This window comes from Dapis purpurea BLCC-M126, assembly GCF_050015975.1.
In the GTDB taxonomy this organism is placed as follows: Bacteria; Cyanobacteriota; Cyanobacteriia; order Cyanobacteriales; family Microcoleaceae; genus Trichodesmium.
In genome coordinates, this window is the sequence record NZ_JBNHER010000268.1 from 16,578 (window position 1) to 29,591 (window position 13,014).

Annotated in this window: 10 protein-coding genes; 7 read left to right on the top strand and 3 right to left on the bottom strand. The window is 35.7% G+C overall.

The features are described from left to right. The first annotated feature begins 24 nt into the window (after nucleotides 1–24). The 4 genes from ACP6PL_RS24610 (at nucleotide 25) to ACP6PL_RS24625 (ending at nucleotide 4,176) form a co-directional block, all read left to right on the top strand. A complete protein-coding gene (locus tag ACP6PL_RS24610) occupies nucleotides 25–378 on the top strand; it encodes an STAS domain-containing protein (RefSeq protein ID WP_426547971.1) in 354 nt (117 codons plus the stop codon). Between the two features lie 624 nt (nucleotides 379–1,002). Further along, nucleotides 1,003–1,395: a Mini-ribonuclease 3 gene (locus tag ACP6PL_RS24615; protein WP_426547961.1), complete on the top strand. Its 393-nt coding sequence runs from the start codon at nucleotides 1,003–1,005 to the stop codon at nucleotides 1,393–1,395. A gap of 831 nt (nucleotides 1,396–2,226) precedes the next feature. Further along, complete coding sequence (gene rlmB, locus ACP6PL_RS24620; protein WP_426547962.1) at nucleotides 2,227–3,093, top strand: 23S rRNA (guanosine(2251)-2'-O)-methyltransferase RlmB; 867 nt, start codon at nucleotides 2,227–2,229, stop codon at nucleotides 3,091–3,093. Between the two features lie 804 nt (nucleotides 3,094–3,897). Continuing rightward, nucleotides 3,898–4,176 carry a DUF1816 domain-containing protein gene (locus ACP6PL_RS24625; RefSeq protein WP_426547963.1) on the top strand — a complete coding sequence of 93 codons (279 nt, stop codon included), beginning with the start codon at nucleotides 3,898–3,900 and terminating at the stop codon, nucleotides 4,174–4,176. Nucleotides 4,177–4,330: 154 nt separating this feature from the next. Here the strand turns inward: ACP6PL_RS24625 and ACP6PL_RS24630 are convergent, their stop codons facing one another. Further along, on the bottom strand, nucleotides 4,331–5,212 hold the full coding sequence (locus ACP6PL_RS24630) for an alpha/beta fold hydrolase (RefSeq protein WP_426547964.1): 882 nt from the start codon (nucleotides 5,210–5,212) through the stop codon (nucleotides 4,331–4,333). 84 nt (nucleotides 5,213–5,296) lie between these two features. Here ACP6PL_RS24630 and ACP6PL_RS24635 point away from each other — a divergent pair, with 84 nt between their 5' ends. Beyond that, the gene (locus tag ACP6PL_RS24635) at nucleotides 5,297–6,097 is read left to right on the top strand and encodes a hypothetical protein (protein ID WP_426547965.1); all 801 of its coding nucleotides are present in this window, start codon (nucleotides 5,297–5,299) and stop codon (nucleotides 6,095–6,097) included. 393 nt (nucleotides 6,098–6,490) lie between these two features. Here the strand turns inward: ACP6PL_RS24635 and ligA are convergent, their stop codons facing one another. Continuing rightward, nucleotides 6,491–8,698, bottom strand: a complete 2,208-nt coding sequence (ligA, locus tag ACP6PL_RS24640; protein ID WP_426547966.1) for an NAD-dependent DNA ligase LigA — start codon at nucleotides 8,696–8,698, stop codon at nucleotides 6,491–6,493. A gap of 247 nt (nucleotides 8,699–8,945) precedes the next feature. Next, nucleotides 8,946–9,902 (bottom strand): Npun_R2479 family HD domain-containing metalloprotein, encoded by a 957-nt coding sequence (locus ACP6PL_RS24645; protein ID WP_426547967.1) that lies wholly within the window; start codon nucleotides 9,900–9,902, stop codon nucleotides 8,946–8,948. A 997-nt stretch (nucleotides 9,903–10,899) separates the two neighbouring features. On the opposite strand from ACP6PL_RS24645, the gene ACP6PL_RS24650 reads away from it, so the two are divergent. Further along, entirely contained in the window at nucleotides 10,900–11,736 is an 837-nt protein-coding gene (locus ACP6PL_RS24650; protein ID WP_426547968.1) for a calcium-binding protein, read from the top strand. A gap of 42 nt (nucleotides 11,737–11,778) precedes the next feature. Beyond that, complete coding sequence (gene truB / locus ACP6PL_RS24655) at nucleotides 11,779–12,684, top strand: tRNA pseudouridine(55) synthase TruB (protein WP_426547969.1); 906 nt, start codon at nucleotides 11,779–11,781, stop codon at nucleotides 12,682–12,684. Nucleotides 12,685–13,014: the final 330 nt, after the last annotated feature.

Below are 13,014 nucleotides of genomic sequence, written 5' to 3' on the forward strand. Positions count from 1 at the left end.
ATTCCTGAGCCTAAGCAATTAAACCTGACTGTGAGCCTCAGAGGCTCTCACGAAGTCAGGGATAACAACTACCAACTATTCCGCCTAACAGGGTTATTAGATGCCTTCTCAGAAGGTGCTTTTAGCAAAACGCTGAAGACAAAAATCGATCAAGGACCAAAAAATATTATTTTGGACTTGTCCAAGATAGACTTTGTTGATAGTTCTGGTTTAGGAGCACTTGTACAATTAGTAAAGCATACCCAACAATATGAAGGTACTTTGCAGATAGTTTCCAATGCCCGTGTGACTCAAACTGTTAAGTTGGTTCGTTTAGAGAAGTTTTTGTCTTTACGAGCTTCGTTAGATGAAGCGATAGAGAATGTCAAGACATCTTGACTAAGCTAGGCAAAGACCGATTATCTAATCTAGATAGATGTGACCTCCCGTCAACCAGCAAAACTCTGGACGGGAGTAGCTCAAGCCTATTGACTATTTTACTGTTGACCAATCAGTAAGGTCTCAAGTATCCCCTTTAAAGGACATCAAAAACGAAATTTCGGATTTTTGTACCCTAGGACTCCATAGATCGGTGCCAATAACTGAAATGACCTTTCAGGTATAACAGTAGTTCCTTGATTATACTCCTCTTGATATCTACTAAAATCGATAACTTTTATAGCTTGACTTATACTAATTGCTGGGAAGTAGAATCATTGAAGCGAAATTAATTGATCATTGTTAAGTCATGGTATGAATAGAAAATCAAACAAATTTTTGTCCAAGTATTCATAAGTTTCTCAGAGTCGAAAATTTGTAACTAGATTAGCCATAGTTGTCAGAAACCACATAAGAAAATAAGGAGTGTCCAAACTACCATTTGTTTCAGATGAGGAGTAACGAAAGAAAAGTTATATCATAACTTAAGTTAAGACATTAATTAATTATCTGCATGGGGATCAAAAAAGCTGAAGCAATGTTTTATCAAGTATAAAGGCTAGCCTGACAAGGAGAATAATCAGTTTGCAGCAGTTAAACCCTCTTACCCTAACACAAGCAGAAGTTCAAAAAATTTCGCCTTCAGCTTGGGCATATTTGGGAGATGCAGTTTACGAACTGTATATTCGGAATTATTACTTGATACCACCAAAGCGATCGCGTTATTATCATCAATTAGTTGTGGCCCAAGTTAGGGCAGAAACTCAAGCCGATCATTTACATAATTTGAAACCACACCTCACGAGTGCAGAGTTAGATATTCTGAAACGAGGACGTAATGCTGCTTTTAGGAAACCAAAAAGATTAGATCCAGAGATTTATCAACAGGCTACCAGTTTAGAGACTTTAATTGGATACTTATATTTGACCGATCCCCAAAGGTTAAATCAATTACTAGGTTACATAGAATTAGATTAATATTAGATTAATATTTTTATAGGGTCAGGCAATAGAAATAATTACTTTTCTGGCTGAAATTTTTGATTGTATTGTATCTGTAATATATAACATAAAATTTGGGTAATTAGTTATCGTATCACCAAGTAGTCAAGAGTCAGAAGTCAAGAGAAAGAAAAGATTTGAACTATTAAATTATATAATTTATATTCAATACAACATCTGTATTAAAAGCAAGTAATTTTACCGAAAAATAAAGTTATAAAGCCTCTCCATTCATGGATAAAAAAGCGGTTGTTTGCGGAGCAGTCCGTTAAGATGGGATGGCGAGGTCTCCCACTCTTACAGAGCCGCTCCGCTTTTCATGTCGGCTCAAGCGCCGAAACGCCATATCCAATCAACCAAGAGAAGAAAAAAAATCCTTTGAGCCAATCCTCTTTTTTATAAGAAGAGGTAATTCTCAATTCTCAATTCTTGAAGATTACCCTATAATCTAATTTTATATAATATGTGAAATATTAGAGTATAAATGATTCTCTATTTTACAGGAAAGTGTGTTGTTAATTACAGCAAATTTTGGAGAAATGATGTATTTGGTCAATGATTAAAATATTATAGTGCGGGGATCTTGCCGGCAATGGTTGTACCTCACGGGCAAGGGAAAGTTCTGTAAAAATACTAAAAATTGGCTGCTAATTTTATAGTCAAAATATTTTAAAATTAGTAAGGATTTCCTCCGGAATGCTGCCTATTCATGTCGCGCAGTGAAATAGCCTTCAGGTATTAGCTAACCATTAAAAAATTCACTGTGAAGGAATAATTAGAGTAGTTAAGAAATATTATTTATAAGTTATGTCTACAAAAAAAATTAAATTAAATCCTCAAGAAAAACCCCAGAAAAAGAAACAAATTAAACTAAACGATAGGCGCCCAAAAAATGATACTTCAGCAAATACCAACGAGGAAGATGATGATCTAATCTATGGCAGACATACTGTACAAGCTGCCCTCCAAAGTGAGCGATATTTAAACCGTATCTGGATTATTTCTCCACTGCGATACGATCCCCGGTTTCATATATTGCTTAATGAGGCTAAAACAAAAGGTACAATCATAGATGAAGTAGACGATCGACGCCTAGATCAAATTACCCATAGAAAAAATCATCAGGGTATAGCAGCTCAAATATCTCCTTACGAGTATAAAGAACTTCACGAATTAATTTCTCAAGCAAAATCTAAAACCGATCAACCTGTATTGCTGGTAGCTGATGGTATCAATGATCCCCATAACTTAGGAGCTATTATTCGCACTGGTGAAGCTCTCGGAATACAAGGTCTAGTTATTCCACAAAGACGAGCAGTGGGAATAACTTCGACTGTAACAAAAGTTGCAGCAGGAGCCTTAGAAAATTTTCCTGTAGCTAGAGTTGTTAATCTTAGCAATGCTTTGGAAGAATTGAAGAAAGAGGGCTTCTGGATATACGGTACTGTAGCAAATGATGGAGAACTGATTCATACAGTAAAATTTACTGGAGCTATTGTTTTAGTAGTTGGTAGTGAAGCAGAGGGTTTAAGTCTTCTAATTCAAAAAAACTGTGACGTCTTAGTTTCTATACCAATGTCGGGAAGTACGCCTAGTTTAAATGTATCAGTAGCAACGGGTATGGCCATTTATGAAATCCACCGCCAACGCTGGTCAAAAAATTTGCGTATGTAGTAAAAATATAACGTTTCTCAATGAGAAGAAGATACAAAATTTGTAATTTTAGGTAACATTCAAGAAGTCTAAAGACTACAGAATAGAGATAATCTAAGAACTTATAATCTACTTTCACTTAGATAAAAAGTGTTATATGATTGAAAAAACAGAAGTTGAGTAGTATAACTAAAGTATAGATTAATAATATAGCTAAAAATGGGTTGAGCAATTTTCTGGAAATGTCGCAAGAGAACTACTGTTAAATTGCGATTTGATTAACGGTTAGATGGCGCGTTTAAACCCCCAGAATAAAGTTCCGCGCACAACTTCATTAACACCCTTATCTTGACTGAGACGCTCCGCGAGATATAACGCGCAGCGAAACGGTTGGAAGTCAGGAGTAATTTGGGGAATTTATACTTGACTCCTGGGTGAAAGCTTTATGGAGTAAAACATCTCCATTTTTACCTACGGTATCTACAATTGATTGGAGTTGAATTCCCAGACTCAAGATTTATTTCTCCAGAATTGCTCTATTCTGACTCCTGCTTCAATTGTGACTCACCAACTAATTGATCGTCATCTAATCAAAGCAAATACCTCAAAATCTCTTCTAGGAGTGAATTAATGATAGATCCTGAAACTAGCCCTTTTCACTATCATCAAAACTCACTATAATTTGCACAGTTTAGTTTAGTTATGGATTAAACTTTCCTTAGATAGTTAGTTTATAACTTCTAGATTCAGAAGTTATAGGCATTATCAGAAATTAAAATCAGTACATTCAATAATCAACTACTAATACTCAGATTCTTAAATAACATGAAAGAAAAATTGGTCAATTTTCTGAACTTCTCCGGAATATCTTGGTGGGTTAAAATTTTTACTGTAAATCCTCGTTGCACTTATTATTTTGGCCCTTTTATGACAAGTGAAGAAGCTAAAGCTGCTGAAACAGGTTACATAGAAGATTTAGAAGGTGAAGGGGCTCAAGGTATTCAGGTATCTATTCAGCAGTGTCAACCTGTAGAGTTGACTATATATAATGATGAATTAGAGAGCAGTGGTGATGAGGTAATGGTAAATCCTGTATTTAACTAGAGCTAGGTGCGTATCAGAATTTTAGATACACTTGCTGCGGTTGTCTTATTGTTTCTGTTTGTGGAAGTTTAGACCTTGATCGGTCTTTGGAAAAGAGAGTTTCTATACACGAGACTGAGAGAATTACCGTGATCTCCCTTGTGATTAATCAAATCTATTTATCATTAGGAAGTCTAAAATATGTTTGGTGATGCTCTATCCAATTTTTAATATCTGTTAGCACTTGGTTGGGAATTTCCCAAGGAAACAAATGGGCAGTATTAGGGTAGCATTGCCAAGCAGCATTTTTGAGGTGAAGAGCAGTTTCTTGACTTGACTCAGAGGTAATATGGCGATCTCTTACTCCTGCTAATACTAAGGAAGGAGATTGAATCTGAGGTATGTCGGCCAATCTATTATAACCACCTCTTAAAGCTTGGTTCAAGGCTCTAGTGGCTATTCTAGAAGTTTGCAAATAAGCGGGAACTGCTTCTTTTGCTAGGTATTGATAGGTAGCAGGGGTATGGCGTGGGATAAGATATCTAAATAGCGATCGCTTGCCAAAAGTATTAATATTCCATTGCCAACCAGGCAAAAACCAATTTATTATCCCTGCTAAACCAGTATAAAGATTATCTTGCCAAGTTATTGGTGGGTGATTACTTCGAGGTCTTGCTGCTGTCGCGATTAAAATTAAACCTGCGACTTGCTCCGGGTTTCTCAGAGCTAATTCCATGGCAATAATTCCACCTAAAGACCATCCTAATATTAAGTATCTAGAAATTTGAAGTTGTTCTAGAAGTTTTTCTAAGTCTATTAAATGTTGAGTCATCTCAAAGTTAGTTTTCGTAGAACTTTTGCCGTACCCTCTTAAGTCTGGAGCAATAGTTTGAAAGTTTCGGCATAGAGAGTCAGTAAAGACTGACATACATTGAGCTGAACCTGGATGTCCGTGGAGACAGAGAATAGGAAAACCTTCTCCTTGGAGTTGAAAATGTAGTTTAGTACCTTCAATAATAATATTTCTCTGTCGATCAGTGACTCTATTTTCAGACATTTATTAATTTTTTAATTCCTAAATTTTCGATTAAAATTTGTAAATAATAAATTACTTTCAAAAGATTTTACCATATCTTCTAAGATGTACAATATTTGGAAAAAGAATGATCCTTCCGAATGGCCTTTACCTGAATTGGTTAATAAGCAAGGCATTGAAAAGTACGAATATTCTTTATTTTCTCAAAATGGAGAAGATGGGATAATACGATATTTGTTTTCGGAAATTGGATTTGGCTCAAAATTGTTTCTAGAGTTTGGCTTTGGTGTCACTCAAAGTAATAGTCTAAGACTAATATTAAAAGAAGGGTTCGGTGGTGTTTTTATAGATGGAAATGAATTATCGGTAAAATATTTTAAGCAAGTAGCAAAGTTATTTGGTATTACAAATGTGGTAGCTATTAGCAAGTTCCTTAATCTAAATAATTTAGAAACTACAATTACTCAAAGTGGTCTTCCTGAAGAAATTGATTTATTATCTATTGATGTTGATGGCAATGATTACTGGTTTTGGGAGGCAATAAAATTTTTATCTCCACGGATAGTTATTATTGAATATAATGCTAGTTTAGGACAAGAATTATCTTTATCTACTCTCTACGATCCTAATTTTAATCGACATGAGAAACACTCAAGTGGATTTTACTGTGGTGCATCAATAAAAGCCTTTGAAATATTAGGTAAAGAGAAAGGATATAGTTTAATTGGTTGTGATTCAAATGGAGTTAACGCCTTTTTTGTAAGAGATGACTGTTTAACAGAAAATATTCAAGTAATATCCTCCCAATTAGCCTATCGACCACACAAGAATAGGCTAGAACGTGGTTTATCCAGCGAAGAACAATTTACAATAATTAAGGATCTGCAATTTGTTAATATTCAATAAAGGTTGAAGAACAAACCTATTCCTTAAGAAGGATTTTTTCAGGAAACTTTAATTACAAATAGATAATTAATAATTGATAATTAGAGCTTACCGATCTAAAGATAAAAAGATTTACATATAAAGGTTTGAGCCGTTTTATAATCGAAATAAAAAAGTGCCAGGTTTTCAGCTCTTGACGTTCAAAAAGTTAGTATTTTAGGCAGACAAGAATAGAAATAAAGGGAAAAATATATCCGACTATCTCTTCTATAATTCCTCTTTCTCCTAACTCCTAACTCCTAACTACTTCCTGCCTCAACCAAGAAACTTTTTCAGCAAATCCTAATTACAGAGATATTTTTCATTATCCACTATCCATTATTCATCAATGATATTTCCGCACTTGGTTCAATCCTAATTCTCTGACAACATCTCCAATAACTCCGCCTCACTCAACTGTTTCACCCCCAACTTTTCTGCCTTTTCTAACTTAGAACCTGCATCTTCTCCCACCACAACAAAATCAGTCTTAGAGCTTACCGAACTTGTCACTTTCCCACCAGCATTTTGAATCAAATTTTTCGCCTCATCTCGCTTCAACATTGGTAAAGTTCCCGTCAATACAAAAATTTTCCCTCTTAACAAACTACTTTGAACTTTTACGACATCAGTTGTAGATTCTTTCGTCTCCATCCTCACTCCAGCAGTTTCCAGACGTGCTACCAAATTCTGATTTGCTGGTACCCGGAACCACTGTTCCACAGATTGGGCAATTTCTGGACCAATACCATACAATGCTTCAATGTCAGTTGCCTTTGCTTGCCCTAACTGTGCCACAGTCGGAAATTTCTGAGTCAATAACTCTGCATTCACACTACCCACATGACGAATACCCAAACCATAAAGCACCCGCCCCCAGGGTTGAGCCTTAGAATTAGCGATCGCCTCCACCAACTTACTCGCCGACTTTTCCCCCATCCGTTCCAACGAAGTCAAATCTTCCACAGTCAAATTATACAAATCTGCTACAGACTTAACTAAATCACTATTAACCATTTGCTGCACCAACTTTTCCCCCAAACCATTAATGTCCAGAGCGCCCCTAGATGCCCAATGTGCCAACGAACCTCGCAGAATAGCGGGACATGAAGTATTAATACATCGAGTTACTGCCTCATCTCTAGGTTTAATCACAGGTTGACTACATTCTGGACAGTGAGTGGGCATTTGAAATCTTTCGGCTTTTTTGGGCCGTAATTCTGTTAAAACTCTGACCACTTCTGGAATAATTTCTCCTGCCTTGCGGACTATCACTGTGTCCCCAATATGTAAGTCCAGTTCTTCTAGGCGATCGCTATTATGTAGGGATGCCCTTTGTACGGTTGTGCCTGCCAACTGGACTGGTTTTAATTCGGCCACGGGGGTCAGCGCCCCAGTACGGCCTACTTGGACTGTAACTGCTTGGACAATAGTAGGAATTTCTTCGGCAGGGTATTTGAGAGCGATCGCCCAGCGAGGGAATTTTTGAGTAAACCCCAATTTTTTTTGTAATGGTAAAGAATTAAGTTTAACCACTACTCCATCAGTTAAATAAGGTAGATTTTTTCGTTCCTTATCCCAGTATTGATAATATGCTTCAACTTCATCTAAAGAGGAACAAAGTTGACGGTTAGGATTAACTTTGAAACCTAATTTTTGGAGTAAATCTAAATATTCCCACTGGGTAAAAAATTGAGAAAATTCTGATTTATTTTCTTCTAAATCTAAATAAAGTGTATAAGCAAAAAAATCTAATCGGCGTTGAGCGACTATTTTTGAGTCTAATTGTCTTAAAGTACCTGCTGCTGCATTACGAGGATTTGCAAATATAGTCTCTCCAATTTTTTCTCTTTCAGCGTTGATATTTTCAAATACATTTATTGATAAAAAAGCTTCACCCCGAACTTCTACTCTTGAAGGTGGATTATCAACTTTCAGTTTTAAGGGAATACTATTAATTGTCTTGACATTCTGAGTAATATCTTCCCCCATAATTCCATCACCACGAGTAGCTCCTCGTACTAATAAACCATTTTCATAAGTTAAAGCTAAAGCAGAACCATCAATTTTTAATTCACAAACATAATCCAAAATTGTTAGGTCTATTTCATCAGAATAAGAGTCAGTAATTACTTGACCTAAAGAATTAACAGGAGGAAATGGAGCTAACTCATCAATAGAGTCATATTTTTGACTTTTACCTTCACTTTCAACTTCTAAATTTTTAGTTTGACTAGGATTGTATTTTTGATTTTTGATTTTTGATTTTTGATTTTTACAACGTTCTTGCCAGCTTTTTAATTCCTCAATATTAAAAGCATTTTCCAGACTATAAAGGGGAATATTATGTTTAATTGATACAAACTTAGTTGCTGGTTTTTCTCCCACTCTTTGAGTAGGACTATCTAGAACAATTAATTGAGGATATTGGGTTTCTAATTCCTGTAATTCTCGGAGTAGGCGATCGTAAACAGCATCTTCCATAATTGGGTTATCAAGAACATAGTAAGCATAACCAGCTTCTTGAAGTTTTTCCCTTAATTGTTGAGTGTATTGCTCAACTTCTGGTGTTAGTTTTGCCACGATTTATTCTTTCCTTCCCTCAAATTTAGAGCAATACGGTTCATATAAGACCAAAACTTATAAGTTATCGATCCATAGACTCATGTACTTTCCTTATTTATTCTTCCTTTTAAACTCCCTATTCCCTATTTCCTGCTTTTCAAGGGGATAAAAAAATTTTTGATTCAGTATTTCACTCATCCAGCTTCAGGAGTCGATACTGATAACTAATAACTAATTAAACTTCCTATTCCCCATTCTCTATAAATTATAAATTCAAATCTAAAAACTCACTAAATTTCTTTTCTATAATTGGTATTTTGACTTCCACATCTCCATTATTGCGACTTTTATCATCACCATTTCTTGATTTTGTACCATTAACTCTTTTCTTAGGTTCATGTTCTACCTGAAAGACATTTGCATAGAGATTAGCAATAATTTGTTTTCCACTTTGAGTTAATTCCAAATAATTAAGAGCTGCAGGAATATAAGGATAAACTCCATTCCAGTAAAATTTCGCGTAACTGCGCCGGAGATCGCCAGGAGATTTATAACCTAAAACTTTATTCGTGCCAACTTCTTCAAATTCATAAAATAAAGCACTAATTTTGAGCAAATAATTCGGGTCACTTAATTGACCAATTAAATCTGCTGCCCTTGATAATCCAGAAAAATTATTTCTATCTTGATGAGTTTCTGCTTCTGGAACAGGAAAACGAGTTAATTCAATATTACGTTTAATTTGATCTGCGTCAATTAATCGATGACCACCAAAACGTTCATCTATTACTAATTTACCCCGGTCAACATGATAAGGTGTTAAGCTGGCTGCAGTAGCACCATATGGCAAAGAAACCATCCCACCATCTATTCCTGTAGCATATCGACCTAATAATTCTTGGTCTTCTCGACAGACTCCCTTCGTATAGCCAATATCGTGACACAATAAAGAAATAATATAGTGTAACCAATCTTCAGGAGAGACTCCACCTTCACGAATGTGCTTACCCCGCAAAATTTCTTGTCCGACAAGAGTCACTAACATTGTGTGCTCAACATTGTGATATAATGCATCACAATTACCGATATTTTCCAGAGCCATATTTCCTGCCCAGGCAATAATTTCTGGATAATCTGGTTTAAAACCACCATAAGTACGATGGTATCCTGCTTGTAGCTCTTTGACAAAAGTATCTATTAAGATTTCTGTTGGATTAAACATTACTATTTCTTTGCACTCCAGTATATAAGTGTTACTCTGATAGCTTGAGCTGTAGCAGTTAGCCGTTAATTTATCAATTTATCAGAACTTGCTTTTATAATCAGTTTAATTGCAAGTCTAAATATGAACAAATTATTTTTTTAGTTTGACTTTTCTATATGTCTGCTTAGTTTAAAATTAACAAAAATTTATAGCTTCGCCAAGATACTTGTCAAAATAAGAAGATATTATTGCTACGGGTCATTTCAGTTATTAGTTAGCCTCCTAAAGAGCAGCTTTTTTTGCGAATGCTACGCATTCATGTCGCGAAGGGAAACAGAACCTCCTGCAATAATGAGACTTGCAATACAGAATATTATTTTTTATTCCCTTAAAAGAGGAGACATGAGACCCAACTTTTTTTGGTTAGGCAAAAAACAAAAGCCAAAAGGCAAAAGTTTACTAAAATAGGTTTTCACTATATACCAATATTTTAAACTTAATGCGTACTTCTGTACTACCTGAATTCATTAGATTGTGGACATTGAAATTAATCAGACTTGATACTCTTTGTCTATTGTAGTTTTATTTGTGGGACATATACATACAAAAGCCGTTTAATATTTGTGTCTTGAGTTTTTTAGTCAAAATCAGAACTCATAAGTAATAATTAGAGGTGAATTTGGCAAGACAGGAAAATTGAATTTGAAGGCTGATTTTAATTTCAAAACTGATATTTATTTTTCATAAAAGTATAACTTAAGAGTCAGGTTTCAAAAGCTATGAGCTGGTGTGAAAATACTTTTTTCTCAAACTTTGATTGAAGAAATATTCTCCCAATCATGCCTAAGATTCCTTGAGAGATAGTAGTCTATATCAAGCTAAAACTGCCATAAAAGACTTATTAATAGTAATTAGATCGCTCTAAAATAGGTTCTATATTACTCACCCAACAAATATAATTAAAAATATGTAAATACTAATATAATCAGACAAACAAGTTATTGAGAAAAGTTTTATGGTCACTGCAACAGAAGATGGTCTTTTTAATGGTACTACAGTTGAGATGTTCAGGCCACCTCCAGAGAATGAAAATGGAGGTAGTATGGGTGGTAATGGGACAAGTCCCGATGGAAATGGAAGTTCTCCAAGTTCATTCAATATAATTGTCCTGACAGAAGATGACGATGAGACTATTGCTTCAGGAGAAGCAGATTCAATTGAGGCATTGGCAGGTCGAGATTCTGTAGAAGGTAGAGGTGGAGGAGATATAATTTTTGGCAATCAGGACAATGATACACTTTTAGGAGGAACTGGTGATGATTCCCTGCTTGGTAATCAACAACAGGATTCTTTGTTAGGGGATGATGGTGAAGATACATTGTGGGGTGGTAGAGATAATGATTTTCTAGATGGAGGTGATGATGATGACACACTTTTTGGCAATAGAGGTAATGACTGTCTTTTTGGAAGTTTAGGTGATGATTGTCTATACGGAGGCAAAGGTGATGATTGCTTAGATGGAGGTGAAGGTGATGATACTCTAGCAGGCGATCGCGACTCTGATACTTTAACAGGAGGAACAGGGGAAGATTTATTCATTATTTCTGAAAACACAGGTGGTCTCAGTGCATCAGAAGCAGATATTATTACTGATTATAATCCTGATGAAGACGATGAAATTGGATTAATTGATGGTTTGAGTCGTGGTGACCTGCAATTTGAGACAACCTTAGTAGGTGGGGAAAGTGGGGAAAGTGGGGTAGTAATTAGGTTGAGAGATGACGAAGAAGATTTTCTGGCAATAGTTCTTGGTATAGTCGATGAAGATGACCTTGACTTCACAATTATCTGAGGCAACATGATAAAAAAAGATTAGGTGTGAAATAACAATATAATGCAAGGATTTCTCAATCTTAACAAACCATCCGGTATGACTTCCCATGACTGTGTAGCAAAGGTACGAAAGTTGCTACGTCTCAAACGTGTTGGACATGGAGGAACTCTCGATCCTGCTGCTACTGGTGTTTTACCTATTGCGGTGGGAAAGGCAACCAGGTTATTACAATTTCTACGTTCAGAAAAAGCTTATCGTGGTACAGTCAGATTTGGTATGATCACTACTACTGATGATTTGGAAGGAGAAATTGTTCAATCTGCACCAGTACCAGAATTAATGTTGTCTGATGTTGAAGCAGTGCTGCCAAATTTCTTAGGTAAAATTGAACAAGTGCCACCAAGTTATAGTGCAATACAGGTAAAAGGAAAACGACTTTATGATTTAGCGCGTCAGGGAAAAATAGTTGATGTTCCTACTCGCATTGTTGAAGTGTTTAATATAGAAATTCTTGACTGGCGAAGTGGAGATTTTCCGGAAGTAGATTTAGCGATCGCTTGTGGTACTGGTACTTATATTCGAGCGATCGCCCGAGATATAGGTGCAATTTTAAATACTGGTGGAACTTTAGCTGCTTTAACCCGGACAGAAAGTAGTGGATTTTCTGGGGAAAATAGTCTCACATTTGCAGAAGTGGAAAGTCAGCTACAGGAAAATAAATTTAGTCTTTTATCTATGGAAATAGCATTGGCACATTTACCAGGGATCTTTTTGGTTCCTGAAGACGCAAAAAGATGGTGTCAAGGTCAACGTTTACCCTATCAACAAAGATGGGAAATAGAAGCTGACAAAACTGATCATCATTTCCGAGTATACAATCTAGAAGGTGAATTTCTAGGTATTGGACAGTTAATCAAATCCGAAGAAAATTTATTATTAGCACCTCAAGTTGTAATTAGTAATTAATACCAATTTCATCAACTTAGGCTACACTACTTATCTTATACTTAAATGTGAAATAATTTCCTGAAATTACTGAGCGCGTCAAAGTTTTGAGCCTATTGGGACTTACACAACTTTTAATATCATGTCCGGTAGGATCGCTATTGTAAGGTCAGGGTAAGGAAGAAGATTTTATATCATGTTCGGTTAAATAGTTATTGTAATTAAAGCTCGTAGTAGGGCTTTAGCCCCATCTACAGTTAGGGCTGAAGCCCTACTACAAACCATATACTTTATTATACAGCGGTTTTCATATTAATAAACCACAATGATACTGACTCCTTACTCCTTACT